This is a genomic window from Acidovorax sp. FG60 (assembly GCF_057808995.1).
The window spans coordinates 292,942-318,600 of sequence record NZ_JBMDJC010000003.1 but is presented as its reverse complement, the minus strand read 5'-3'; the positions used below and the strand labels follow the sequence as shown (position 1 = coordinate 318,600).

Below are 25,659 nucleotides of genomic sequence, written 5' to 3'. Positions count from 1 at the left end.
TCCCATTTTCAAGGAGCCTCTGGCATGAGAACCCGTTTTGCCCTTGCCGCCGCCGCACCCGCCGTTGCGTGCGCGGTCCTCGCGATGACCCTGGCCACCGCTGCCCGCGCCCAGCTGCACGACCCGGCCACCCCGCTGGCCGTGGCGTCCAAGGTCGCCCTGCGTGGCGAAGCCAACAACATCGCCGTGCGCGAGATGCGCATCGTGCGCAAGAACGACATCCTGGTGGTGCAGGCCGACATGGCCAACATGGGCCGCACCGACCGCACCGTGTTCTACCGCTTCAAGTGGCTGGACAACGTGGGCAACCAGGTGGGCGATGGCGAGTCCTGGAAGCAGATGAGCGTGCTGGGCCTGGGCCAGCAGACCGTCAAGAGCGTGGCGCCCACCAGCGCTGCCGTGGACCTGCGCCTGGAAATGAATGTGGAGCCGCGCTGATCGCGCCGCGCCAATCCCTGTTTGAGTGAGGAGTAAACCAACATGAACACCAAGAACCGCATCCAGCGCAGCGCGCTGGTCCTGGCCTTTGCGGCCAGCACCCTGGCCCTGTCGGCCTGCCAGAACCTGTCGTCGCCCACCGTGCGTTTTGACCGCCAGGTCAACTACGGCGATGCCAAGGCCGTCGAGCTGGTGACCAACGAATTCGGCTCCACCGACCTGCAGATGATTGCCGAGAAGATGACCGGCGGTTTGCTCGAAACCGGCATCTTCCAGGGCCGCCCCACGGTGACGATCTCCACCGTGAAGAACAAGACCAGCGAATACATCGACACCACCAACGTGATGAACTCGATCCAGACCTCGCTGGTCAAGTCGGGCAAGGTGCGTTTTGTGCGCTCCATCAACGAGATGCAGGCCGGTGTGGACGAGCTGCAGCGCCAGAACCAGAGCGGCCTGTACAAGCAAGGCACCACCGCCAAGGTCGGCCAGATGACGGCCGCCAAGTACAGCATGGAAGGCGAGCTGACCAGCATCGTCAAGCAGAACAACGCGACCAAGGACGTGTACTACAAGTTCACGCTCAAGCTGTTTGATGTGCAGGAAGGCACGATCGAGTGGCAGGACGAAAAGGAAATCCGGAAGACGAGTAAGAGGTAACCCCCTGAGCGGCTGCGCCGCTTTCCCCTTTCTCTCGCGCTGCGCGCGGGAAGGGGGACGCCGCCAGCGCGGCGGGGCGGCCCTTGCGCGGCGGCCGCTGGCCTGGGCCGCGCCAGTTTCGAAGGATGTGGGCGCTAAGGCCACATCGCTCGATGGATTCATGAATTCCCGTTAGCTCACAAGGAGCACACCATGCAACGCAGAACCACTTTGCACACGGCCCTGGCCGTGATCGCCGCCACCACCATGGCCTGGGGCACGGGCGCCCAGGCGCAGCAGCCGGGCGCGGCCCCCAAGATCGCCGTGACCGACCTGGCCTATGCCCAGCGCGTGTCCGAATACTTTGTGGCCGGTACCTACCAGCGCAGCAGCCAGATGAGCGCAGGCGGCAGCCACAGCGGTGGTTACAGCCACGGCCCCTATGGCGGTGGCGGCTCGCACTCGGGCAGCCACTCGATGCAGGCGTCCGAGCAGGCCAGCGGCACCTACGTGGCCGGGCGCTACAGCTACATCGAGCAGCGCGAGCTGGGCGGCTACACCAACGACATCAAGGGCGCCATCCTGCAGGGCACGTACTTCCGCCTGATCCAGGGCAAGGGCTTTGACGCAGGCAAGCCCCAGCCGAGCAAGGCCGAGCAGGTGCTCAACCAGGTGCAGGGCGGCAAGATGGCCACGCCGCAGGTTCAGCCCCAGGTCAACGACGTGATCAGCCGCATCAAGAAGGGCGAGTTCAACGGCGCCGACTACGTGCTGTTCGGCGTGGTCTCCAGCATCGACTTCACCGACGCGCTCTCGCCCCTGCAAGGCACCACCAGCGCCACGCGCCAGTACGGCCTGCAGCTCCTGGCCGACTTCTCGCTCATCAACACCAAGACCTACGAGATCAAGGCCGCGTTCTCTGCCCAGGGCGAAGGCAACGACACCAAGATTTTGTCGATCCGTGGTGACATCGCCCCCCCCAACCGCGCCAAGGTGATGCGCGAAACCTCGCTGTCGCTCGCGCAGGACGTGTACCAGCAGCTCGCCATGCAGCTGGGCTACACCGACGCCAACCTGTCGCGCGGCGTGCGCCCGCCCGTGGTCTACCAACAGGGCGGCCAGCCCATGCCCATGCCGCAGCCCCAGCAGCCTGAGCAAGTCCTCATCTTGAAGTAGCAGGGGCGGCAACCCCCAGAGGCGCTGCCGCTCGGTACCGACCGCCGGGGGCTGCAGCCCCTTGCTCGGCATCTCGCGCTGGGCGGCCACCCGTAGCAGGTGCAGCGCCCGGGGTGGTCGCAGTCATGCCAGACTGTGGCCTGTGCTCAACGTAAAACACCTTTCTGCTTCTACTGCACCTTTGCGGCCCCTGGCCAACCCGGTGCTGGCGTTTTTCGTCGCCACGGCCATTGCCGTGGTGCTGGGTGGCTGCGCCTCGCCCCCGCCGTTCTATGCGGCGGCAGCGTCTGAATCGCTGGTGAATGTGTACGGGCCAGAGGCTTCCACAGAGACGCCCACGGCGCCTGCACAGGCCAATGCACAGGAGGCTCCTGCAGCCACCCAGACGCCACCCCCTGCGGAGCGCTTTGTACTGCGGCCCTTGCCAGGCGCTGATGGCGCCACGCTCCTGGCCCTTACGCGCAGCGAGCGCACCGCCTCGCTGCGCTACCGCGTGATCGTCATCCCCGGCTCCGGCTGCGCGGGCATGGGGCCGATTGCCGACCGCTACTTTGCCGGCCTGCTGCATGCCCAGGTGCTGGTGTTGCACAAGCCCGGCGTGGACCCGCAGGCGCGCACGGCGCCCGCAGACTGCGCACGCGATTTCGTGCAGCAAGACCGCCTCTCCAGCTGGCTGGCCCACGCCCGTGCGGCGTTGGTGGCAGATGCGCAGCAACGCGCGCGCGAAGGCGCACCCGCGCTGCCGCAACTGCTGGTGGGCATCTCCGAAGGCGCCGAACTGCTGCCCGCCCTGGCACCCGAGGTTCCGCAACTCGCGGGCCTGGTGGTGCTGGCTTCCAGTGGCCTTGATCCGCAGGAGGCAGGAGCCCTGCAAGCCCAGCGCCTGGGGGCGCAAGCCGACTGGGAGGAACTGGGCCGCATGGTGGCTGGACGCCGCCCCGACAGCGCCGTAGCGCAGGGCCGCAGCATGGGCTACTGGCGCGACCTGTGGAACTGGTCCTTGACCCTGCCGCTGGTGCGAAGCCCCTGGCCGTTGCTGCAGGTGTGGGGTGGCGACGATGCGCTGGTGCCCCTTGCGGCCTATGAGCGTTTTGCAGAGCTGGCCTCCTTGCGCACCGTGCCCTATTGCGCGCGCCGCCTGGACGGCGCCAACCACGGCTTGCAGCGCGGTGCGGGGCCGCTCACAGACGGCGTGCAGCTGGTCTGGGCCTGGATCGAGCAATGGGCGCGCAACCCGGCCTCAGGGCTGTGCGCGCCGCTGCTGGACCGGCCCCTGATGCTGTTGCCATCAGTGGGCGTTCCCTGAGCCAGGATCGCACCGCAGCCAGCTCCGCTGCTGCCGATGCGGTAAAAAAAACGACCCTCAGCCCGACGGTGGCCCTTGCGGCCCGGGAGGGACGGGATTGGCAAGGGCCTGCGCCTGCAGCCAGGCACAGAACACATCCAGCCGGGGCAGGGGGCCGCTGGTGCGGCGGCGCACCACGTAGTCATAGCCGGAGGCCACAAAACCCAGCGGGGCCACCAGCCGCCCCGCCAACACGTCGTCCATCACCAGATGCCAGGGGGCGACGGCAATGCCCAGCCCGCGCACGGCGGCCTCCAGCGTGAAGTAGTAGTGCTCGAACTCGGGCCCCGCCTGTGAAGGCGTGGGCAGCGGCACGGTAGCGCCCGCCGCTGCCCCCCACATGGCCCAGGCATTGCGCCGCGTGCGGGTGTGCAGGCGCAGGGGCGCCAGGGCAAGGTCCGCCAGGTCGGTGGGTTGCTGCAGCGCCACCCGCTGCGCCAGTTCGGGGCTCAGCACCGGGCCCAGGTGTTCGGCAAACAGCCGTTGCTCCCTGCTGGCATCCAGCGCTCCGGTGGCCTCCTCGGCGGTGATGACCAGATCGCCGTGTTGGCGCTTGGCATCGGTGCCAGCGTCGGTGGTGCGCAGGCGCACCTCGATGCCCGGGTGCCGGGCCTGGAAGTCGAACAGCCGGGGGATCAGCCACTTCACGGTGAAGGTGCTGAAGCAGGCCACGTCCAGCGGCCCCCGGCGGGTGTCGCTGACCTCGCGCACCGCATCGGCGATGTGGGCAAAGGCGGTGGTCAGCACCGGCTGCAGCACATGCGCTGCCGGGGTGAGGGTAGGGCGGGCCTTGGTGCCGTCAAACAGGGCCACGCCCAGGTGCTGCTCCAGCTGGCGCACCTGGCGGCTGATGGCGCCGGGCGTGACTGCCAACTCGTCCGCGGCCGCCGTCATGCGGCCCAGCCGGGCGGCGGCCTCGAACGCTCGCAGGGCACTCAGTGGGGGCAGGCGGTGGCTCATCTATGTGATTTTAGAGCACATAAATTCAGCCAAATCATCGCTTTTCAGTCAAGAAATTGATAGCAAAAATGGATGGAATTTCAAGCGATGGCTGCTTGAAATGCTTGCAAATTGGCAAGCGCTGGTTTGAATGTCTTTATTTGATTTGAATGAACATAGGAAAACCGATGCCCTTTATCCGCACCAACGTTCCGCAGGACACCCCCGCCGCCACGCGCGATGCCATCGTGCAAGGCATTCACCAGGCCCTGGTGGGCGCCATCGGCATGCCGCCGGACGAGCTGTTCAACCTGGTGGCTGGCTACGCCCCCGGCGAATTTGCCTGCAGCCCCACCTTCAACGGCGTGGCGCGCTCCGACCGCGTGGTGGTGGTCGAGATCACGCTGCGGCGCGGGCGCAGCGACGCGATGAAGCGTGCCCTCTATGCCGCCATCGCGCGCAACCTGCAGGCCGCGGCGGGCGTGGCCCCGGCCGACGTGTTCATCTTCATGCACGAGAACGACTATTCGGACTGGTCCGTGGGCCATGGCCGGTTTGCGATGGACCTGGTGCAGAACAAGGCCGCAGCCTGAGCTGTGGCGCCCGCTACCGGGGCCGGAACATCCTGAATAGCTGCTCCGGCCCCACGGTGAAGTAATCGGCCGGGCCCCCGCCGCGCAGGATATGGCCTGCGTTCGCCGTGTCGTACACCCCGTCCTTGAGCAGCGTCTTGTCGATGTGCACGGCCACCACCTCGCCCAGCACCAGCCAGGTGTCCACCGGGGCGCCGTCCACGCCTTGCAGCTGCAGGATCTGCGTGCTGCGGCATTCAAAGGTGACCGGACTTTCGGCCACGCGCGGCGGTGCGACCAAAGTGGAGGGAAGGGGGGTGAGGCCCGTCAGCGCGAACTCGCTGACCTCGGGCGGCACAGCGGCGCAGCTTTGGTTCATCACGTCGGCCAAACCGCGCGTGGCCAGGTTCCACACGAATTCGCCCGCCTCCTGCACGTTGCGCACCGTGTCTTTGAAGCCGATGCTGGCAAAGCCCACGATGGGCGGCACGTAGTTGAAGGCGTTGAAAAAGCTGTAGGGCGCCAGGTTGGTGGCGCCCTGCGCGTTCTGCGTGGAGATCCAGCCAATGGGGCGCGGCCCCACGATGGCATTGAACGGGTCGTGTGGCAGCCCGTGGCCCAGGCGGGGCTCGTAGCTGTGGATGTCATCGCGGCGGGGTGGGGCGGTGGTCATGGGGGTGCAGTGAGGTGGATGGGGATGTGCACGCTGCAGCGGGTGTTCCTTTCACCGCGCAGTCTCCGGGTCGTACATTACCTCCGGCTTCTGCGGGAGGCAGTCACCGGGATTTCAAAGATGCTACTGAAGTAATAGCTAAAAGCGCCTTATGGTCAAGCGTTAGGGGGCTATTTCTATCAAAAGGGGTGGCGCCCACTGGCGCAGTGGCTTTGGCGGTGATCAACACGTAAGACCGAAGGCCAGGGCTATCAGCCGCCCCCATGCCCGGGTGGCAGGCCGCAAAGGCTCCGCCCAAAAAAATGGACCCGCGAGGGGTCCATGGGTAGTCGGCGATTTCGGGTCACCGCCGAGGTGCCGGCAGCGTCTTATTTCTGGAACAGCACCAGCTGAGTCTCTGTCGGGGCCATGCCGCCCCTTTCGGCGTTCATCGTCACTTCATAGCGGGTGCCGGGTAGCGGTATTTGCGATGTGAAGCTGAACGAGAAGTCACCGTTGCCATCTGCCTGCACACGCTGCGACAGCAATTCCTGGTTCAGGCCAAACGCACCGACGAGCGTGCCGACCGCATTCACCTTGACATCCACCACCGCGCCAGGCACGGTGCGGGCGCGCACGACCACGGCGCCTCTGTCCACTGTGGCATGGTTGGCGTGGCTGGTCACCTGCAGCTGCACCGTGGTGGGCGCGGCGTTCACTTGCGAAGCGATGTTGAAGGTCCAGTTCTGGCGCATGCCGTTGCCCACCAGGTCCCGGGCGGTCACTTCGACCGGATACCGGCCGGTGGGCAGGTCAGCGCGGTAGGTGAAAAACTGCGGCGTGACCTGCGAGGCGGACGTGACATCGCGACCCGCGATCACGATGCGAACGCTCTTGGGGTCTACACCCACACCACCGACGTCATCAAACGTGCCGGACACCGAAGTGGCCGCACTGCGCGGGACCGTTTCCCCGTCGCGCGGCGACACGTGGCGAATCACCGGCGGCTTGGCATCGGCGATCAAAGGCTGGGTCAGGGTCGACGAAACCGTGCGGTCCCCGACACGCAAGGTGGCGACCGTGGGGCGCGACGGCGCCAGGTTGTCCATGCGGCGGATGGTGTACGCGCCCTCATACACGCCGGGCGATACCTCACGCATCGGCACGTTGTCGATGACACCGGGAATGTCGAAATCCGCCCGGCCTCCGGGCGCGCCGTTCAGCGTAAAGCGCAATTCGGCGCCGGGCTCCATCTTGTCAATGGGGGCGACCGAGAAACGGTCGATCTTCAGTCCGGGTGGCGGTGCGGCCACCACGTTCCGGTCACCAATGTTGGCCGGAAGCGAGTAATTGCTGGTGATGGTGCGGTTGCGCACCTTCAGCGTGGCGCGCACGGAGCTGCCTTCGTTGAGCCGGTCCTGGCGGCGGACTGTGTAGCTGCCGGTGTATACGCCCCGTTCGGTTTCCTGCAGCACGATGGCGCGAGGCACGCCAGCCACACGGAGCTGAACCTTGCCCCGCGGTGTGCCTTCTACCGTGAACTGCAGGTCGGCGCCGGCCCGCAGACCGTCGTCTGTCGCAACCTGCAGTGATCGCAATTCAGGGGCGGCGGGCTGCGCCATGACCGTACCTGGAACGACCATCAGTGCGCTGGCGATGGGAAGAAGCAGGAAAAGGGCTGCCACATGGTGGCGAATCTGTTTTGTCATGGGGTTCAAACCTGGTGCTAGGGATGAACTCACTGTGGGCGCAACACATGTTTCCAAACGTAGGCGGGCAGCGACAAGTTCGAAGGACAAGACGCCGTTGGCGCGTCAGGAGCGCGCCGTTTTGAGCCCTTTCACGCGCGCGTAGGCCGGTGGTGCAGCCTTGCACAGCCCCTATTGCATGGGCGCCGGGTGTTGCTGCCCCAGAAACCGCCCCGGTGGCTGCCCCACCGACTTGCGCACCATCGCGCTGAACGCGCTGGGGCTGTAGCCCAGCTCGGCGGCGATCTGGCCCATGGGCATGCGCCCGGCAGCCAGCGACACGGCCTTGGCCAGGATGACCTGCTGGCGCCACTGGGTGAAGGTGCTGCCCAGTTCGGAACGGAACAGCCGTGCCACGGTGCGCGGGCTGGCGCCGGTGTCCTGCGCCCAGTCGGCCAGTGTTTCATGGCGCGTGGGGTCGGCCAGCACGGCCTCGCACAGGTGGCGCAGACGCTTGTCCTGGGGCAGGTCCACGCCCAGCTTCACGGCGGCGGCGCGGGCCAGTTCATCGCGGATGAGGGCGCTCAGGTGCTGCTCGCGCAGCCGCTGGGCGGGCGTGAGGGCGGGGCCGCCGTCGGGCGTGGTGGGCATCTCGCGCACCAGCGAGCGCAGCAGGTCGGACACCTCCAGCACGCGGCATTGGCGCCAGGCGGCCGAATCGTCTTCGCCGCCCGGGCCAGGGGCCGCGCCATCGGCTCCCAGGGCGCCCGGGCCGCACCGGCCGCGCGGCTGGTGGAAATACAGCGTGCGCAGGTCGGCGTCTTCCACCATGGTCACGGCATGTTCCACGCCGGGTGGAATCCAGAGCGCGCGCGACGGCGGAACGATGTAGGTGCCGTGGTTCACCGTGAGCCGGATCACGCCCGTGGTGGAGATCGCCACCTGCGCCCAGGGGTGGCTGTGGGGCATCACCTGGGTGTCGGCTGCCAGCCAGCGCAGCTTGGCGCGCACCGGGCGGGCGGGGGTAGGCACAAACAGCTCGGGCGTGAGCGAGCCCACGTACGACATCCCGCGCCCCGCTCCGCGCGAGCTCCCGCTTTTTGGACGGGGCACAACCTGGGCGGCAAAGTGCTCCACCACCGGCTCGGGGGATGGGGCGGGTGCGGCGGCGGGGTTTGGCATGTTTGCGATAGAAGTTGGCCGCCTATCGTAAACCTGCCGAAGCCTGCGTGCCTAAGATCAAGCCCATGACCGCTTCATCCTCTGGCGCCACCGCCAACCCCGTGCCCTTGCGGCAGGACGCCCGCACCATCGGCCTCGTTGGCCTGGCCCATGGCAGCTCGCATTTCTTCCACATGCTGCTGCCGCCGCTGTTCCCGTGGCTGATCGGCGAGTTTGGCTTCAGCTATTCCGAGCTCGGCCTGCTGGTGTCGGTGTTTTTTGTGATCTCGGGCGTGGGCCAGGCGCTGTCGGGCTTCATCGTGGACCGCGTGGGCGCGCGGCCGGTGATGTTTTTTGCGCTGTCGAGTTTTGCAGCAGCGGGCCTGGCGGCGGGCACGGCGCAGGGCTACTGGGGCCTGTTGCTGGCGGCCGCGCTGGCCGGTCTGGGCAATGCGCCGTTCCACCCGGTGGACTTCACGATCCTGAACAAACGCGTGTCGCCGCAGCGCCTGGGGCATGGCTTTTCGGTGCACGGCATCAGCGGCAACCTGGGCTGGGCCACGGCGCCCGTGTTCATGGCGGGCATTGCCACGGCCACGGGCTCGTGGCGCACGGCCTGCCTGTGCGGTGGGCTGTTCGCCCTGGTGGTGCTGGCCATCATGGTCTGGAACCGCGATGCGCTGGACGACCGCCAGGGCGCCTGGGCGCACCAGGCCAAGGGCGGGGCAGGGGCGGCGAAGCCCGAGCACCCCATGGCCTTCCTCAAGCTGCCCTCGGTGTGGCTGTGTTTCTCGTTCTTCTTCTGGAGCACCTGCGCGCTGAGCGCCATCCAGAGTTTCGCCAGCCCCGCGCTGCAGTCCATGTACGGCCTGCCGCTGAGCATCACGGCCATGGTGGTCACCGGCTACATGCTGTGTGGCGCGGCAGGCATGCTGGTGGGTGGGTTCCTGGTGGGGCGTGTGCAGCGGCTGGAGAAGATCATCTCGGTGTGCCTGCTGGGTTCGGCGGCGCTGCTGGTGGTGGTGGGCATGGGCTTCCTGCCCGGCATGGCGGCGGTGGCCGTGGCTTCGGTCGCTGGCCTGGGTACGGGCCTGGCGGGCCCCTCGCGCGACATGCTCATCAAGCGCGCTGCGCCGCCCGGAGCCACGGGCCGGGTGTATGGCACCGTGTATTCGGGCCTGGACCTGGGCTTTTGCCTGGCCGCCCCGGTGTTTGGTGCGATGCTGGACCACGGCATGACCTCGGGCATCTTCTACGGCTCGGCCTTCACGCTTGCGCTGAGTGTGGTGTCGGCGGCGCTGGTGGGGGTGGGGGTTGCGGCACGGGCTGCCAGGCCCCTGGCGACGGCGGTCTGAAGGACGCCGGACGTTTGACGGGCACGCCCGCCGGGTTGGCCTGTCTCCTGCATACTCAGACCATGCCATTTCCCCTCGAAGAACGCCGCGCCTTGCTCAACGTGAAGGGCGTGGGGCCGACCGTCGTCGCCCGGCTTGAACAGATGGGCTTTGAATCGCTGGCGCATCTGGGCAAGGCCAATGCCCTGGACATTGTTTCCACGGCCTCGGCCATGGTGGGCTCCACCTGCTGGAAGAACAGCCCCCAGGCCCGCGCAGCGATCCAGGCGGCCATTGCACTGGCCCAGTCGCGGCCTGCTTGACCTTTCAGCTGCAAGCCTGGGTGGGGTGTGTTGCAATGCGGCCCGGCGATGGGGCAACAAGTGGCCCCTGCTGCTGCCTCACACCATTTCCAGGACACCCCATGACCCACCCCATCTACAACGCCAGCATCCCCGTCTTTCGCCAGATGCTGGGCTCCCTGAAAGACGTGCTGGCCAAGACCGAGGCCCATGCCACGGCGCGCAAGATCGAGCCGGATGCACTGCTGCAGGCCCGGCTGTTCCCCGACATGTTCCCCATGGCGCGCCAGGTGCTGATTGCCTGCGACTTTGCCAAGGGCGTGGCCGCACGCTTGGCCGGGGTGGAGGTGCCGTCCTTCCCCGACGCCGAGCGTCCCGGTTTCGCCGATCTGAATGAACGCATCGACACCGTGCTCACGTTTGTCGAAGGCCTGCCAGAGGCTGCGTTTGCCGATGCCGCCACGCGCCAGATCACCATCCAGCCCGGCACGCCGCGCGAAAAACAGTTCGTCGGCGAGCACTACCTGCTGCACTACGGCCTGCCGCAGTTCTTCTTCCATGTGAACGCAACCTACGCCATTGCGCGGCACAACGGCGTGGAGCTGGGCAAACGCGACTACATGGGCAAGTACTGATCAGGGCCTGTGCGCAGACGGTCACCTCGGTGGCCGCTACTGCGCATAGTTCAGCGGCAGCGCCGTGGTGAACTTGATTTCTTCCATCGCAAAGCTCGAACTCACGTCTGACAGCGCCACGGCCTGCGTGAGCCGCTTGTAGACCGAATCGTAGGCGCGGATGTCGGGCACCACCACGCGCAACAGGTAGTCCACATCCCCGCTCATGCGGTAGAACTCGACGATCTCAGGGATGCCCATCACGGCATCCCGCAGGGTGTCAAACCATTGCTGGTGGTGCTGGTTGGTCTTCACGGCCACGAACACCGTCACACCCACATTCACCTTGCGCGGGTCCACCAGGGCGACATGGCGGGTGATGTAGCCCTTCTCGCGCAACCACTGAATGCGCCGCCAGCAGGGCGTGTTGGACAGGTGCACGGCCTCGGCCAGCTCGGCCAGCGGCGTCTCGGCGTTGTGTTGCAGCATCGCCAGCAGCTGGCGGTCAATGGAATCCAGATTCTGTTTCAAGGGATATGTGAGAAATCGTTTCCCTTATTGGGCGTTAATCAGGGCATAAAAGCAAAGTTTTTTCAGGGCTGTCGTTACATACTGTCAAGGCATCGTTGGCACGGAATCTGCGTCAAGTCCCCGTAATTTCGCACCGTGCATCCACCCGGTGCGTGGTGCGCTGTCTCCCCATGGCACGCCGTTCCTGGCCCCTCCCGTCGCCCTTTTTTCAAGGATCTCATCCATGTCGCTTTCTGTTTTTCGACGCAACCCCTACGCCCTGGGACTGAGCATTGCCGCATTGGCCGTGCTGGCCGCCTGTGGCGGCAGTGACGGCCCCACCACCCCGGTGGCCACGCCTGAGCCCGCCGAGCAGTACGTGCCGCCCGAGCCGCCCTCGGGCTACACGCCCAAAACCATCAGCTATGCCAACAAGGACATGGTGGCGGCGGCCAACCCGCTGGCGGTAAAGGCAGGTGTCGACATCCTGGCCAAGGGCGGCACGGCCACAGATGCCGCCATTGCGGTGCAGATGGTGCTGAACCTAGTGGAGCCGCAGTCGTCGGGCATTGGCGGTGGCGCCTTCATGCTGCACTACGACAAGGGCGCCAACAAGCTGCTGGCCTACGACGGCCGCGAGACCGCGCCCAAGGCCGCCACGCCCAACCTCTTCATCGGCGCCGATGGCAAGCCGCTGGCCTTTCTGGCGGCGGTGGACGGCGGCCTGTCGGTGGGCACGCCGGGCGTGCTGCGCATGCTCGAAGCCGCGCACAAGGCCCACGGCAAGCTGCCCTGGAAGGACCTGTTCGAGCCCGCCATCAAGCTCAGCGAAGACGGCTTTGCGATCTCGCAGCGCATGAGTGTGTCCATTGCCGGATCGGCCGCGCGCATCAAGGCCCAGGGTGAGCCCGGATCCAGCTATTTCCTCAACGCCGACGGCACGGCAAAGGCGGCTGGCACGCTGCTCAAGAACCCTGAATTTGCAGCCACGCTCAAGGCCATTGCAGCGGGCGGTGCCGATGCGTTCTACAAGGGGGACATCGCCAAGGACATCGTGGCCAAGGTGGTCAGCCATCCCACCAACCCCGGCAAGCTCGCGCTCGATGACCTGAGTGATTACACCCACAAGGTGCGCGAGCCCGTGTGCGGCGTCTACCGTGTGCAGTACCGCGTGTGTGGCATGCCCGCGCCCAGCTCCGGCGGCATCGCGGTGCTGCAGACGCTGGGCCTGCTGCAGGGCTTTGACCTGGCGGCCATGAAGCCCAACACGCTCGACTCCGTGCACGTGGTGTCCGAGGCCTACCGCCTGGCCTATGCTGACCGCGCGCTGTATGTGGCCGACCCTGACTTCGTCAACGTGCCCCAGGCCGGGCTGATCAATGCCGACTACCTCAAGGAGCGCGCCAAGCTCATCAGCCTGCAAAAGAGCATGGGCGTGCCGGTGGCCGGCATCCCGCCTGGTGTCACGGGCGCCACGGGCAAGGACAGCTCACTGGCCCTGCCATCGACCACGCACATGTCCATCATCGACAACGCAGGCAACGCCGTGTCCATGACGACCACCATCGAGAACGGCTTCGGCAGCCTGCAGATGGTGCGCGGCTTCTTGCTGAACAACCAGCTCACCGACTTCTCGTTCACGGCCACCGACGCGGCAGGCAACCCCATTGCCAACAGCGTGCAGGCCGGTAAGCGCCCCCGCAGTTCCATGGCACCCACCATCATCTTCAACGCCGCCACGGGCGACCTCGAAGGTGTGGTCGGCTCGCCAGGAGGCAGTGCCATCATCCAGTACACCGCCAAGACCATCCTGGGCATGACGGACTGGGGTCTGAACGTCCAGCAGGCCATCAACCTGCCGAACTTCGGTGCGCAGACCAACGCCACCACGTCCATCGAAAAGGGCTCGCTCATCGACACCGCTGCCATCCGCGACGGACTCAAGGCGCGTGGCCACACCGTGGCGCAGACCGACTCCTTCACCAGCGGCCTGCATGGAGCGGTGTTCAACGGTGTGCGGTCCAACGGCAATGCGGGCCTGCTGTCGCGCAACCCAGGTGCGGGCACCTATGCCGGCGGCGCCGATCCCCGCCGGGAGGGGATTGCGCTGGGCAACAACTGAGCTGCGCAATGTGATCGGTGGCGGCTCCAGAGCAGGGGCTGCGCTGATACTGATGAAGGCTGCCGGGTGGACTACCGGGCAGCCTTTTTTTGGGGGTGCTCCGTGGTGACCGCCGGATGCTTTTCGCCCGCCAGCGTCTGGAGCAAGCGGGTGAAGGTCGCTGTAGGGCCCACGTTGTCCTCGGCGCGATAGACCAGCGTCAGGGGCACATCCAGCCGCCCGCCATCCACCAACGGCCGGTAGGCAATGGCGTGGCGGTGCACGCCCAGCATCGATGAAGGCACCACGGAAATGCCCGTGCCCGCAGCCACCAGGTTGAGGTTGGTCAGCATGCGCGCCACCTCGGCCACCACACGGGGGCGCACGCCCTGCTCGGCACACAGCGCCAGCAGGTTGGCATACAGGCCGGGCGCGCCCGGGCGGCGCACCAGGATCATGGGCTCGCCCTCCAGGTCGGCAATCTGGATGGGCAGCGGCTTGCCGCGCCGCTGGCGTTGTGCCAGTGGGTGGTCGATGGGCAGGGCCACCATGGCGGGCTCGTGCTGCAGCGTATCGAACACCAGGCCCGCAGGCCGCGCCACGGGTACGCGCAGCAGGCCGCAGTGCAGGCGGCCATCGGCCACGGCCTCGGTGATCTCGGCGGCGTTGTTCTCGCCAATCTCCAGCACCAGGCCGGGGTGGCGGGCGCGGCACTCCCGCAAGGCAAACGGGGTGAATTCATGGGCGGCGGCCGAGCTGGTGAAGGCGATCACGAGCCGCCCGGTCTTGCCCTCGGCCAGCAGCTGCATGCGGCTTTGCAGTGCGTCGAAGTCATGCACCAGTCGGGCGGCATCGGCCTGGAGGGCATGCCCGGCCTCGGTCAGGGTGACGCCCTTGGCGTGGCGCTTGAACAGCACCAGGCCCACCGTGTTTTCCAGGGCCTTGATTTGTTGGCTCAGCGGCGGCTGGGCCATGCCCAGCAGCTCGGCCGCACGGGTCATGTGCCCGGCCTCGGCCACGGCCAGAAAGTAGCGCAACTGGCGGATGTCCATGTCAGTGCCTGCGGGTGGCTGGGAGGGTAGTCATATGCGAATCGTATCGCCAGGGCCATTTTTGCCTATTTGACGTATTGGAAGCCGGTTTCTACGATGCAGCGGCATCCGGCTCGCACCCCAAGAACTTTTCAGGAGACACCCCCGCCATGACTGCACTGCAGCCCCATTCCCTGCCACCCCTTTTGCCTCTTTTGCCCCGAGGGCCCCGCTGGGCCCTCGCGGGCCTGGCCTGCCTGGCGATGGCGGCCTGCGCACCCATGGCCACCCCCCCCCCGCCTGCCACCACAGCCGAGGCAGCGCCCTTGGCGGCGGCCTGCCCCAAGGATGTGGCTGCCATCGCCCGCTGCCTGGCGGGCCGGGACTCGGCCGGGGCCTACTACCTCATCGCCATTCCGCAGAAGTGGAACGGCCACCTGGTGCTGCACGCGCACGGCGGGCCCACGCTGGGCGCGCCCAAGGCCGAGCGTGCGGTGGAAGACCTGGAGCGTTGGTCCATCATGGTCCGCGCGGGGTATGCCTGGGCGGGCAGCACCTTCCGCCAGGGCGGGGTGGAAGTGCGTGCCGCTGCCGAGGACACCGAGCGCCTGCGCCAGATCTTTGTGCAGCATGTGGCCAAGCCGCAGCGCACCGTTTTGCACGGCCAGTCGTGGGGCGCCAGTGTGGCGGCCAAAGGGGCCGAGATGTTCCAGCGCACGGCCGATGGAAAACGCCCCTACGACGCCGTGCTGCTGACCAGCGGCGTGCTTGCGGGCGGCACGCGCTCGTACGACTTCCGCACCGACCTGCGCGTGGTCTACCAGTACCTCTGCAACAACCACCCGCGGCCCACCGAGGCGCAGTACCCGCTGAACACCGGCCTGCCGCGCGATGCCGCAATGACCCAGGCTGACCTGGCGGCGCGCATCAACGAATGCCTGGCGCTGAACAAGCCCGTGGCCGAGCGCACGCCCGAGCAGCAGCGCAAGGTGCAGACCCTCGTCGATGTGCTCCGCATCCCGGCCAGCTCCATCCCGGGCCACATGAACTGGGCGACCTTCCATTACCGCGACGTGGTGCAGCACCGCACTGGGGGCGCGAGTCCGTTTGGCAATGTGGGGGCGATCTACAAGGGCTCGCCGGACGATGCGGCGCTCAATGCGGGTGTGCTGCGCTACCGCGCCGACCCGCAGGCCGTGGCGCGTTTTGCCGCAGACACGGACCCGACGGGCCAGATCCCCGTGCCCGTGCTCACCGTGAAAGGCGTGGACGACCCCACGGCCTTTGTCGAGCTGGACGCGCAGTTCAAGACCACGATGGACAAGGCGGGCAGCGGCGCGCGCTTGGTGCAGACCTTCACCCAGCACAACACCCACAGCTACCTGAGCGACCCGACCTACCCCACGCTTTTGGCGGCGCTGCTGCGCTGGGTGGACACGGGCGACAAGCCCACGCCCGAGGGCATTGCGCGGCAGTGCGCAGGCATGGAGACCCCATTTGGCAAGGGCTGCGCCTTCCTGCCCGGCTATGTGCCTGCGCCGCTGGCAAGCCGGGTGGCTGAGCGCGAGCGGCCGTAAACCAGCCGCCAGCGCAAAAAAACAAAGGCCCCGCTGAAACAGCGGGGCCTTGTGTCAAGACGCTACAAAATTTATAGCTGATTGCGCTTGCTAGATAAGCGCCAGGTGCCAATATCGCCAAAAAATCACAGTCAGAGCACCTGTCTTGTCGCACCGGGTGCAGCCCCGGCCGGGGCCGCCCCGCCGCCTCTGCTTACTTGACGGAGGCAAGCGCCTTGTTCAGCGTGGCGCTCGGGCGCATCACGGCGTCCAGCTTGGCCACGTCGGGCAGGTAGTAGCCGCCGATGTCGGCAGGTGCGCCCTGCACGGCCGCCAGCTCGGCCACGATGGTCTGCTCGTTGTCGGTCAACTGCTTGGCCAGGGGCGCAAACTTGGCGGCCAGCTCGGCGTCTTCGGTCTGTGCGGCCAGTTCCTGCGCCCAGTACAGCGCCAGGTAGAACTGGCTGCCACGGTTGTCCAGCTGGCCGGTCTTGGGGCTTGGGTTCTTGTTGTTGTCCAGCAGCTTGCCCGTGGCAGCGTCCAGCGTCTGGGCCAGCACCTTGGCCTTGCCGTTGCCGGTCTTCAGGCCCAGGTCTTCCAGCGACACGGCCAGCGCCAGGAACTCACCCAGCGAATCCCAGCGCAGGTGGTTTTCTTCCACCAGCTGCTGCACGTGCTTCGGAGCCGAGCCGCCCGCGCCCGTTTCGTACATGCCGCCACCGGCCATCAGCGGCACGATGGACAGCATCTTGGCCGAGGTGCCCAGTTCCATGATGGGGAACAGGTCGGTGAGGTAGTCGCGCAGGATGTTGCCGGTGGCGCTGATGGTGTCCAGGCCACGGATCACGCGCTCCAGCGTGTAGCGCATCGCACGCACCTGGCTCATGATCTGGATATCGAGGCCGACGGTGTTGTGCTCGTGCAGGTACATCTTCACCTTGGTGATGAGTTCCTTTTCGTGCGGGCGGTACGAGTCGAGCCAGAACACCACGGGCATGCCGGAGTTGCGGGCGCGGTTGACGGCCAGCTTCACCCAGTCGCGGATCGCGGCGTCCTTGACCTGGCACATGCGCCAGATGTCGCCAGCTTCCACGTTCTGGCTCAGCAGCACTTCGCCGGTGGCCAGGTCGGTGATGTTGGCCACGCCGTCTTCAGCGATCTCGAAGGTCTTGTCGTGGCTGCCGTATTCCTCGGCCTGCTGGGCCATCAGGCCCACGTTGGGCACGGTGCCCATGGTCTTGGGGTCGAACGCGCCGTGCCACTTGCAGAAGTTGATGATCTCCTGGTAGATGCGGGCGAAGGTCGATTCAGGCATCACGGCCTTCACATCCTTCAGGCGGCCGTTGGCGTCCCACATTTTGCCGCCGTTGCGGATCATCGCGGGCATGGAGGCGTCCACGATGATGTCGTTGGGCGAGTGGAAGTTGGTGATGCCCTTGGCCGAATCCACCATGGCCAGCTCGGGGCGGTGCTCGTGGCAGGCGTGCAGGTCGCGCTTGATCTCGTCGCGCTGGCTTTGTGGCAGCGTCTCGATCTTGGTGTACAGGTCGACCATGCCGTTGTTCACGTTCACGCCGAGTTCTTCAAAGGTCTTGGCGTGTTTCTCGAACGCATCCTTGTAGAAGATCTTCACGCAGTGGCCGAACACGATGGGGTGCGACACCTTCATCATCGTGGCCTTCACGTGCAGCGAGAACATCACGCCGGTCTTGCGCGCGTCTTCGATTTCCTTTTCGTAGAACTCCAGCAGCGCCTTCTTGCTCATGAACATGCTGTCGATCACTTCGCGGTCGAGCAGGCTGACCTTGGGCTTGAGGATGATGGCCTTGCCGCTCTTGGTGATCAGCTCCATCTTCACGTCACGGGCGCGGTCCAGCGTCATGGACTTTTCGCCGTGGTAGAAGTCGCCAGCGTGCATGTGCGAAACATGCGAGCGCGATGCCTGGCTCCACTCGGCCATGCTGTGCGGGTTCTTGCGTGCGTATTCCTTCACGGCCTTGGGCGCGCGGCGGTCAGAGTTGCCTTCGCGCAGCACGGGGTTCACGGCCGAGCCGATGCACTTGCCGTAGCGGGCCTTGATCTCTTTTTCCTTGTCGTCCTTGGGCTGGTCCGGGTAGTCGGGCAGGGCGTAGCCCTTGGCCTGCAGCTCGGCGATGGCGGCCTTGAGCTGCGAGACGGACGCACTGATGTTGGGCAGCTTGATGATGTTGGCGTCGGGCTGCAGCGTTTTCTTGCCCAGCTCGGCCAGGGTGTTGGGAGCGCGCTGGTCTTCCTTCAAAAACTCGGGAAACTCGCCCAGCACGCGGGCGGCCACGGAGATGTCGCTCTCCGTCACATTGATGCCTGCGGGCGCCGCGAACGTGCGGACGATGGGCAGGAAGGAGGCCGTGGCCAGACGGGGTGCTTCGTCGGTCAGGGTGTAGATGATGGTCGGTTGCTGGGTCGTCATGGCTTGTCTCACGAAACAGAGTAGGTAGGTGCCCCCGGCTGCGTCGCAGCGGGGCCAAACGCGGATGCTCTCTGATTCTCCTTGCTCGGGGCTGTCACAGCCCGCTGTTTTTGCAATCGAATCTCACAATGCAAAATTATCATAAGCCCGGGGCACTTTTTTTCACCAAATAGGTGGTAATCACCCTGCGGCGCTATGCAGTTTGACCGCGTTGACGGCTGCGCGCCACCCCCTGTACACCCTATCAAAGGCCCCCTGGAACGGCCACCACGCGGCCAGGGAGGACGGCAAACAGCGCCCGGTGCCCCGGCAGGGTGTCGGGTGCCGTACCGGTGAAGGCCCCGAAGGCGGGCAGGATCAACTGTCCATCGCCCCACCCAAAGCAAGGCGCCCGCAGCGCATCCCGCGCCGGGCCGCGCAGCCGCAGCGTGGGGTGCAGGTGCCCGGCAATCACCGTGTGGCCAGCAACGGCCTGCGGGTGGTGGCAGGCAAGCACCGGCGCGTCGGCCCAAGGCAACCAGGGCTCGTTGACCAGCGCCAGAGCCAGCGTGGCCGGTGGGTCGCCCGCATGCAGGTCGTGGTTGCCGCGCACCAGGGTCATCGCCACACGGGCATGGCGCTGGCGCCAGGGCAGCAACTGCTGCCACAGCGCATCGGCCGCGCCGCTGCGTGCGTGCAGAAAGTCGCCCAGAAACACCAGGTGGTCGGCGCCGGTGGCAGCGAGCACCGCATCCAGCCGCGCCAGGTTGTCGGCCGTGGTGCCATGCGGCACCGGCTGGCCCGCGCGGCGGAAGGTGGCTGCCTTGCCGAAATGCACATCCGCCACCAGCACCATGCGGGCAGCGGGCCACCACAGGGCGCGCTGGGGCAGCAGCTGCAGCGCGGTGCCGCAGGGCAGGGTGATGGCGTGCGCACCGATGGTGTGCGTGGGGGGGGCCAGCGAGGTCATGGTGCTCAGAATCCCTGGCGTCTGCGGGCGCGACGAGGGCTGTCCCCGGCCGGGTCTCGGCGCGTGCGCCGTGCCGAGGTCGCGGAGCCTTCAGGGAGGTCCCACGCCATGTTCGTGGATTGCACAGGGTGCTGCGCAAGGTGCGTACCCGTGGTGTCGTCGGCCGCCTGCTCCAGCGCCTGCACCATGCGCGCCAGCCGGTCGGCCAGGGTCTCGGTGCTCAGGCGCTCGCGAAAGCGCTCCACCATCAGCGGCAGGGCAAACGGGGTGGGGCGCTCCAGCGCGTGGATGGACAGGGACTGCGCCTGCATGCCGCGCAGCGTGCGGGCCAGTCGCTCCATGTCCAGCTCGTTCGCCAGCAGCTCGGCGCGCGCCTGGGCCAGCAGCAGGTTGCCCGGGTCGTACTGCGCAAACACGTCGTAGTACAGCGACGACGAGGCCTGCAGCTGGCGGCTGCTGCGCTGCTCGCCCGGGTGGCTCTGGAAGATCAGGCCCGCAATGCGCGCGATCTCGCGAAAGCGCCTGCGCGCCATTTCGGTGGCGTTCAGGCTGGCCATCACTTCATCTTCGAGCCCGCTACCGATGGTGGTGTGTGTGCCTTCGCCAATCAGGCGCGGCAGCAGCGCGGGCCAGTCCACGGGCTTGGCCGACAGCAGCTCCAGCCCGTAGTCATTGACCGCGATGGAGAAGGTGTTGGGCACCTGCTGCGACGCGCGCCAGCCCAGCAGCCCGGCCAGGCCCAGGTGCACCAGGCGGCCCGCCAGTGGGTACAGGTACAGGTGCCAGCCCTCGCGCGTGTGCAGGGTCTCGGCCACCAGGCGGCTGGGTGTGGGCAGGGCCGACCAGGCCTGCTGCAGCTCCAGCAGCGGCTGGGCGCAGCGCATCTCGGGCGTGGTGAACTGGCCGCGCTCGGCTTGCGCCAGCTGTTCCAGCATCGCATCGGCCAGCGTGTTCGACAGCGGCATGCGCCCGCCGCTCCAGCGCGGCAGCGCAGCGCTGCCCCTGGGGGCGATGCGCACATAGGCTGTCATCTGCTGGGTGCGCACCAGCTCCAGCAGGCGGCCTGCAAACATGAACACATCACCCTTGCGCAGCCGGGCAATGAAGCTCTCTTCGACCGAGCCCAGGCGCCCGCCGCTCACAAACTGCACCTGCATGCTGGCATCGCTCACGATGGTGCCGATGTTGCTGCGGTGGCGGCGCGCCAGGCGCGCATCGGGCACGCGCCAGATACCCTCGTCGTCGGGCACCACGCGGTGAAAGTCCGGGTAGGTGGCCAGCGATGCGCCGCCCTGGCGCACGAACTGCAGCGCCCACTGCCAGTCGTTGTCGGCCAATGCAGCATAGGCCGGTGCGCGCCGCACTTCGGCCAGCAGCGCATCGGGCACAAAGCCGCCGCCCAGCGCCACGGTGACCAGGTGCTGCACCAGCACGTCAAGCGGGGCACGCGGCGTGTGCCGGTCTTCAATGCGGCCCTGCGCCAGCGCGTGGCGTGCGGCGGCAGCCTCCACCAGCTCCAGGCTGTGCGTCGGCACCAGCGTGATGCTGGAGCTGCGCCCCGGCGCATGGCCCGAGCGGCCTGCACGCTGCACCAGCCGCGCCACGCCCTTGGCCGAACCGATTTGCAGCACCTGCTCCACCGGCAAAAAGTCCACGCCCAGGTCCAGGCTCGATGTGCACACCACGGCCTTGAGCTGCCCGGCCTTCAGGCCTCGCTCCACCCAGTCGCGCACCTCATGCCCCAGCGACCCATGGTGCAGTGCGATGGTGCCGGCCCAGTCGGGCCGTGCCTCCAGCAGCGCCTGGTACCAGCGCTCCGCCTGAGACCGGGTGTTGGTGAACACCAAGGTGGACGCTGCCGCTTCGATCGACTGCACCACCTGCGGCAGCAGGCTCAGCCCCATGTGGCCCGCCCATGCAAAGCGGTCGGCACGCGCGGGCAGCATCACCTGCACCTCCAGCCGCTTGTCGATGCGGCCTTGCACCAGCACGGCGGGCGGTGGCTGCGGCGTGTCCGGCACGGGCTGCGGCAGCAAGGTGTGCAGAGCCTCCTCCAGGTTGCCCAGCGTGGCCGACATGCCCCACACCTGCAGCGCCGGGTTCCAGCCCGACAGGCGCGCCAGCGCCAGTTGCACCTGCACGCCGCGCTTGTTGCCCACCAGTTCGTGCCATTCGTCCACCACCACCAGGCGCACGCTGGCCAGGCGCTCACGCGCATCGGCGCGGGCCAGCAGCAGCGACACGCTTTCGGGTGTGGTCACCAGCAGCGTGGGCAGACGGCGGTCTTGCGCAGCGCGCTCGCCGCTGGCCGTGTCGCCCGTGCGCAGGCCGCTGGTCCAGGTGGGGGCCAGATCGGGCAGCGGTGCCTGCAGGGCGCGCAGCGAATCAGCAGCCAATGCGCGCATGGGCGTGATCCACAGCACGGAGAGGGGTGGTGCCGCAGCGCGGCGCGTGCGCAGTGCGGTGCGGGCGTTGGGGGCTTCTTCGGGCGCTGGTGCTGCATCGGCCCGCGCCAGATGCTGCAGCGCGCCCAGCCACACCGCATAGGTCTTGCCCGCGCCCGTGGTGGCGTGCAGCAGGCCCGAGCGGCCCTCGCCCATCGCGCGCCACACGTCTTGCTGGAAGCCGAAGGGCTGCCACCCGCGCGCCGCCATCCAGGCGGCTGCGGCACTCGGTGCCACCGGGGGCAGGGGCTTGCGCGGGCGGCGCGTCGTGCTCATGCGGCCGCGTCCTGCCCCGGCAGCAGTGCCATCAGCGTTTGCAAGGTATCGGCCTCTGCCACGGGCTTGTCTTGCCGCCAGCGCAGCATGCGCGGAAAGCGCACGGCAATGCCGCTCTTGTGGCGCGGGCTGCGCGCAATGCCTTCGAAGCCCAGCTCAAACACCAGCGTCGCGTCCACGCTGCGCACGGGCCCAAAGCTCTCGCGCGTGGTCTTGCGGATGATGGCGTCCACCTGTGCAATCTCGGCATCCGTCAGGCCCGAATAGGCCTTGGCAAAGGGCACCAGTTGCCGCTCCGGGTCGTCCTGCGGCCCGGTCCATACGGCAAAGGTGTAGTCGGTGTAGAGGCTTGCGCGGCGGCCGTGGCCGCGCTGGGCGTAGATGAGCACCGCGTCCACGCTCATGGGGTCGATCTTCCACTTCCACCACACGCCCACATCCTTGGTGCGGCCCACGCCGTACTGCGCGCTGCGGTGCTTGAGCATGAAGCCCTCGGTGCCCATGCTGCGCGCGGCCTCGCGCTGGCGTGCCAGGTCTTGCCAGTCGGCGCCATGCAGCAACTCGCTGAGGCGCAGGGCCTTGTGGGGCGGGGGAGCGATGGTGGTGTCATCGGGTTGCTGCATCGTGGCCTCCAGCCGCGCGCGGCGGGCCTGCTGCGGCTCTTGGCGCAGGTCCTGCCCGGCGTGTTCGAGCAGGTCGTAGGCCACCAGCGCCACAGGCAGCTCGCGCAGCAGCTTGGGGGTCAGCGTCTTGCGACCCAGGCGCTTTTGCAGGTCGGCAAAGGGGCGGGGCTGGGGCTCATCGGGCAGCCACACCAGAATCTCGCCATCGGCCACCGTGCCATCGGGCAGCTGCGCCATCGCGGCCTCGGCCAGTTCGGGGAAGCGGTCGGTCACCAGCTCCTCCCCGCGCGACCAGATCCACACCGCGCCCGCACGCCGCACGATCTGCGCACGGATGCCGTCCCACTTCCATTCCACCAGCCAGTCGCCGGGCGTGCCCAGCAGTGCGGGCATGTCGGCCACGGGCTGGTTGAACGGGTGGGCCAAAAAGAAGGGGTAGGGCTGGCCTGCATCGGCAGCATCCTGCGTACTGGCATCGTCGTCCACCGGCGCGATCAGCGCCTGGTAGTCGCTGGCCTGGGGCTGCCGGCCGATCTGCGTGTAGCCCATCAGCCGGTGGGCGATGCGCTTGGGGTCCAGCGCGCTCACCGTGGCCAGCGCCTGCGTCACCTGCAGGCGCGACACCCCCACGCGGAAGTTGCCGGTGATGAGCTTGAAGTACACAAAGCGCTGCTCAGGTGCCAGCATGTCCCATTGCGTGCGCAGACGGGTATCGGCCTCATCGGGCGGCAGGGTGCGCAGGGGCAGCAGCTGGGCCATCCATTCGGCCAGTGTCAGTTCGGTGGGCTGGGCAGGCGGGGGTAGCAGCAGCGCCAACGTTTCGGCCAGGTCGCCCACGGCCTGGTAGCTTTCTTCAAACAGCCACTCGGGCAGGCCCGCAGCCTCTTGTGCCAGCGCTTTCAGGCGCTTGGTGGGCACCATCTGGCGGGGTTTGCCGCCTGCGAGAAAGTACGTGGCCCAGGCTGCATCGGCGGGCGGTGCCACGCGCAGGTAAGCCACCAGTGCCGCGAGTTTGGCCGACTGCGCGGTGGTGGCGTCGAGCGCCTGGAACAGCTGGGCAAAGGCCTTCATGCGGCTGCCTCAGGTGTGGGTGTGCTACCTGTCACCTCAGGCGCCTCCCCTGCATCGTCCTCGTTGTCATCGGCGCCGTATTCGGTGGCGAACACCTGGGCGTGCAGCCCCTGCTCGCGCAGCCAGCGCACCATCACGGCCGTGCTGCCGTGCGTCACGATGACGCGCTCCGCGCCCGTGGCGCAAATGGCTTTTTGCAAGCTGGGCCAGTCGGCGTGGTCACTCATCACAAAGCCCCGGTCCACGCCCCGGCGTCGGCGTGCGCCGCGCACCAGCATCCAGCCGCTGGCAAACGCGTCAGAAAAATCACCAAAGCGCTTGAGCCAAGGGGTGCCAGCGGCCGAGGGCGGCGCCAGCACCAGCGCGCGTTTCAGGTCGGCCTTGGTGAGGCCCGGGTCCGTCACGCGCAGCGTGGGCGGCAGGTCCACTCCCGCCGCGCGGTACACGGCGTTGAGCGGCTCCACCGCGCCATGCACCACGATGGGCCCGATGCTGGCGTCCACCCCATGCAGCAGCCGCTGCGCTTTGCCGAAGGCATAGGCATACAGCACGCTGGCCTTGCCCGCCGCTGCGTTCGCCGCCCACCAGGCATTAATGTCGGCAAACAGCGTGGGCTGCGAGGGCCAGCGGTAGATCGGCAGGCCAAAGGTCGATTCGGTGATGAAGGTGTGGCAGCGCACGGGTTCGAACGGCGTGCAGGTGCCGTCGTCTTCGAGCTTGTAGTCGCCCGAGGCCACCCACACCTGGCCGCCATGTTCGACGCGCACCTGGGCCGAGCCCAGCACGTGCCCGGCCGGGTGCAGCGAAACGCGCATGCCATGGTGGTCGATGACCTCGCCGTAGGCCAGCGTCTGCAGCGTGATGTGCGCACCCAGCCGGTTGCGTAGCGTGCCCGCGCTGTCGGTATGCGCCAGGTAGTGGGCCGAGCCCATGCGTGCGTGGTCTGAATGGGCGTGCGTGATCACAGCCCGCTCCACCGGCCGCCAGGGGTCGATGTAGAAGTCGCCGGACGGGCAGTACAGGCCTTCGGGGCGGTGGACGATCAGGTCGCTTGCTTGCATGGTCAGGACATCGTAGGCGGCGGGCCAAAGCCGGGGCGCGGGCTGGGGATTGCGTGACGACGCTTCATGACTAAAATTTGAATAAAAATGGCTGCTAGCGCTTATATGATGAGTGCTGGCAGCTATAAATATGTGAGCAATCGCGCTGGGCGTGATTCATTCCGTCAGCGCTGTCAACGCCTCGTCCCATCATCTTGTGCAGCTTCACCCTGTCTGCAGGCCAACACCGCTTTTGTATGCGCACCGAAATCGCCCGCCCGTCAGACGCCGTTGCCATTGCTGCCGTGTTGCGCGAGGCCGCGCAGTGGTTGGTCGATCAAAAAATTCCGCTCTGGCTCGTGTCTGATTTCACAGATGACAGCGTGCAGCGTGATGTGGATGGCGGGTTGTATGTGGTCGCCAAAGCGAGCGAAGCGGTAGTGGGGGTGGTGCGCTTCCAGCGCGAAGACCCAGTCTTCTGGCCGGACGCTGAACCGGGCACCTCCGCGTTCTTGCACAAGCTGGCCGTACGGCGTGCTTGGGCGGGGCAGGGGGTATCTACGGCACTGCTGGCATTTGGGTGCCAGCACGCAGGCAGCCTGGGCCTGCGCTATCTGCGGCTGGACTGCGTGGCCGACCGGCAACCGCTGCGAAGGCTGTATGAGGGCTTTGGTTTTACCCTGAACGACTGTGTGCGCAAAGGCAGCAGAGAGTTTGCGCGGTACCAGATCGTGCTGTAGCCGCGCTGT

Annotated in this window: 22 protein-coding genes; 11 read left to right on the top strand and 11 right to left on the bottom strand. The window is 67.1% G+C overall.

The window, feature by feature from the left end:
• Positions 1 to 24: 24 nt before the first annotated feature.
• The 4 genes from ACODS0_RS06600 to ACODS0_RS06585 all read left to right on the top strand — a co-directional run bounded on the left by ACODS0_RS06600 (position 25) and on the right by ACODS0_RS06585 (position 3,559).
• Positions 25 to 438, top strand: a complete 414-nt coding sequence (locus ACODS0_RS06600) for a YcfL family putative periplasmic lipoprotein (RefSeq protein ID WP_488833733.1) — start codon at positions 25 to 27, stop codon at positions 436 to 438.
• A 42-nt stretch (positions 439 to 480) separates the two neighbouring features.
• Positions 481 to 1,098 carry a penicillin-binding protein activator LpoB gene (gene lpoB, locus ACODS0_RS06595; protein WP_218135467.1) on the top strand — a complete coding sequence of 206 codons (618 nt, stop codon included), beginning with the start codon at positions 481 to 483 and terminating at the stop codon, positions 1,096 to 1,098.
• A gap of 192 nt (positions 1,099 to 1,290) precedes the next feature.
• On the top strand, positions 1,291 to 2,253 hold the full coding sequence (locus ACODS0_RS06590; RefSeq protein ID WP_121508009.1) for a hypothetical protein: 963 nt from the start codon (positions 1,291 to 1,293) through the stop codon (positions 2,251 to 2,253).
• A 142-nt stretch (positions 2,254 to 2,395) separates the two neighbouring features.
• Positions 2,396 to 3,559, top strand: a complete 1,164-nt coding sequence (locus tag ACODS0_RS06585; protein ID WP_488833730.1) for an alpha/beta fold hydrolase — start codon at positions 2,396 to 2,398, stop codon at positions 3,557 to 3,559.
• Between the two features lie 57 nt (positions 3,560 to 3,616).
• Here ACODS0_RS06585 and ACODS0_RS06580 read toward each other — a convergent pair whose 3' ends face one another.
• Positions 3,617 to 4,558: a LysR substrate-binding domain-containing protein gene (locus tag ACODS0_RS06580; RefSeq protein WP_487255906.1), complete on the bottom strand. Its 942-nt coding sequence runs from the start codon at positions 4,556 to 4,558 to the stop codon at positions 3,617 to 3,619.
• A gap of 167 nt (positions 4,559 to 4,725) precedes the next feature.
• Here ACODS0_RS06580 and ACODS0_RS06575 point away from each other — a divergent pair, with 167 nt between their 5' ends.
• Positions 4,726 to 5,130, top strand: a complete 405-nt coding sequence (locus ACODS0_RS06575) for a tautomerase family protein (protein ID WP_488833726.1) — start codon at positions 4,726 to 4,728, stop codon at positions 5,128 to 5,130.
• 13 nt (positions 5,131 to 5,143) lie between these two features.
• On the opposite strand, the gene ACODS0_RS06570 is transcribed toward ACODS0_RS06575, so the two are convergent.
• From ACODS0_RS06570 to ACODS0_RS06560, 3 genes are all read right to left on the bottom strand, one after another.
• Positions 5,144 to 5,782, bottom strand: a complete 639-nt coding sequence (locus ACODS0_RS06570) for a flavin reductase family protein (protein ID WP_488833724.1) — start codon at positions 5,780 to 5,782, stop codon at positions 5,144 to 5,146.
• Positions 5,783 to 6,150: 368 nt separating this feature from the next.
• A complete protein-coding gene (locus ACODS0_RS06565) occupies positions 6,151 to 7,470 on the bottom strand; it encodes a hypothetical protein (protein WP_488833721.1) in 1,320 nt (439 codons plus the stop codon).
• 171 nt (positions 7,471 to 7,641) lie between these two features.
• Positions 7,642 to 8,631 (bottom strand): AraC family transcriptional regulator, encoded by a 990-nt coding sequence (locus ACODS0_RS06560; RefSeq protein WP_488833719.1) that lies wholly within the window; start codon positions 8,629 to 8,631, stop codon positions 7,642 to 7,644.
• A 65-nt stretch (positions 8,632 to 8,696) separates the two neighbouring features.
• Here ACODS0_RS06560 and ACODS0_RS06555 point away from each other — a divergent pair, with 65 nt between their 5' ends.
• The 3 genes from ACODS0_RS06555 to ACODS0_RS06545 all read left to right on the top strand — a co-directional run bounded on the left by ACODS0_RS06555 (position 8,697) and on the right by ACODS0_RS06545 (position 10,881).
• On the top strand, positions 8,697 to 9,965 hold the full coding sequence (locus tag ACODS0_RS06555; RefSeq protein WP_487261535.1) for an MFS transporter: 1,269 nt from the start codon (positions 8,697 to 8,699) through the stop codon (positions 9,963 to 9,965).
• 62 nt (positions 9,966 to 10,027) lie between these two features.
• Positions 10,028 to 10,267 carry a hypothetical protein gene (locus tag ACODS0_RS06550; RefSeq protein WP_055395781.1) on the top strand — a complete coding sequence of 80 codons (240 nt, stop codon included), beginning with the start codon at positions 10,028 to 10,030 and terminating at the stop codon, positions 10,265 to 10,267.
• A gap of 101 nt (positions 10,268 to 10,368) precedes the next feature.
• Positions 10,369 to 10,881, top strand: coding sequence for a DUF1993 domain-containing protein (locus ACODS0_RS06545; protein ID WP_055395783.1), 513 nt, complete (start codon positions 10,369 to 10,371; stop codon positions 10,879 to 10,881).
• A gap of 36 nt (positions 10,882 to 10,917) precedes the next feature.
• Here ACODS0_RS06545 and ACODS0_RS06540 read toward each other — a convergent pair whose 3' ends face one another.
• A complete protein-coding gene (locus ACODS0_RS06540) occupies positions 10,918 to 11,379 on the bottom strand; it encodes an Lrp/AsnC family transcriptional regulator (RefSeq protein ID WP_055395804.1) in 462 nt (153 codons plus the stop codon).
• A 235-nt stretch (positions 11,380 to 11,614) separates the two neighbouring features.
• Between ACODS0_RS06540 and ggt the strand changes: the two genes are divergently transcribed.
• Positions 11,615 to 13,492, top strand: a complete 1,878-nt coding sequence (gene ggt, locus ACODS0_RS06535; protein WP_121421796.1) for a gamma-glutamyltransferase — start codon at positions 11,615 to 11,617, stop codon at positions 13,490 to 13,492.
• A 71-nt stretch (positions 13,493 to 13,563) separates the two neighbouring features.
• Here the strand turns inward: ggt and ACODS0_RS06530 are convergent, their stop codons facing one another.
• Positions 13,564 to 14,523, bottom strand: a complete 960-nt coding sequence (locus ACODS0_RS06530) for a LysR family transcriptional regulator (protein ID WP_488833714.1) — start codon at positions 14,521 to 14,523, stop codon at positions 13,564 to 13,566.
• A gap of 260 nt (positions 14,524 to 14,783) precedes the next feature.
• Here ACODS0_RS06530 and ACODS0_RS06525 point away from each other — a divergent pair, with 260 nt between their 5' ends.
• Positions 14,784 to 16,079: a hypothetical protein gene (locus ACODS0_RS06525; protein WP_488833712.1), complete on the top strand. Its 1,296-nt coding sequence runs from the start codon at positions 14,784 to 14,786 to the stop codon at positions 16,077 to 16,079.
• A gap of 193 nt (positions 16,080 to 16,272) precedes the next feature.
• On the opposite strand, the gene ACODS0_RS06520 is transcribed toward ACODS0_RS06525, so the two are convergent.
• From ACODS0_RS06520 to ACODS0_RS06500, 5 genes are all read right to left on the bottom strand, one after another.
• Entirely contained in the window at positions 16,273 to 18,507 is a 2,235-nt protein-coding gene (locus ACODS0_RS06520) for an NADP-dependent isocitrate dehydrogenase (protein ID WP_055395789.1), read from the bottom strand.
• Positions 18,508 to 18,751: 244 nt separating this feature from the next.
• The gene (gene pdeM / locus ACODS0_RS06515; RefSeq protein ID WP_488833710.1) at positions 18,752 to 19,456 is read right to left on the bottom strand and encodes a ligase-associated DNA damage response endonuclease PdeM; all 705 of its coding nucleotides are present in this window, start codon (positions 19,454 to 19,456) and stop codon (positions 18,752 to 18,754) included.
• A 5-nt stretch (positions 19,457 to 19,461) separates the two neighbouring features.
• Entirely contained in the window at positions 19,462 to 22,176 is a 2,715-nt protein-coding gene (locus tag ACODS0_RS06510) for a ligase-associated DNA damage response DEXH box helicase (RefSeq protein WP_488833708.1), read from the bottom strand.
• Positions 22,173 to 23,870 carry an ATP-dependent DNA ligase gene (locus ACODS0_RS06505; protein ID WP_488833706.1) on the bottom strand — a complete coding sequence of 566 codons (1,698 nt, stop codon included), beginning with the start codon at positions 23,868 to 23,870 and terminating at the stop codon, positions 22,173 to 22,175. The genes ACODS0_RS06510 and ACODS0_RS06505 overlap by 4 nt, the downstream gene beginning before the upstream one ends.
• Complete coding sequence (locus ACODS0_RS06500) at positions 23,867 to 24,931, bottom strand: ligase-associated DNA damage response exonuclease (RefSeq protein ID WP_488833704.1); 1,065 nt, start codon at positions 24,929 to 24,931, stop codon at positions 23,867 to 23,869. The genes ACODS0_RS06505 and ACODS0_RS06500 overlap by 4 nt, the downstream gene beginning before the upstream one ends.
• A gap of 236 nt (positions 24,932 to 25,167) precedes the next feature.
• Here ACODS0_RS06500 and ACODS0_RS06495 point away from each other — a divergent pair, with 236 nt between their 5' ends.
• The gene (locus ACODS0_RS06495; RefSeq protein WP_176887722.1) at positions 25,168 to 25,650 is read left to right on the top strand and encodes a GNAT family N-acetyltransferase; all 483 of its coding nucleotides are present in this window, start codon (positions 25,168 to 25,170) and stop codon (positions 25,648 to 25,650) included.
• The last annotated feature ends 9 nt before the right edge of the window (positions 25,651 to 25,659 follow it).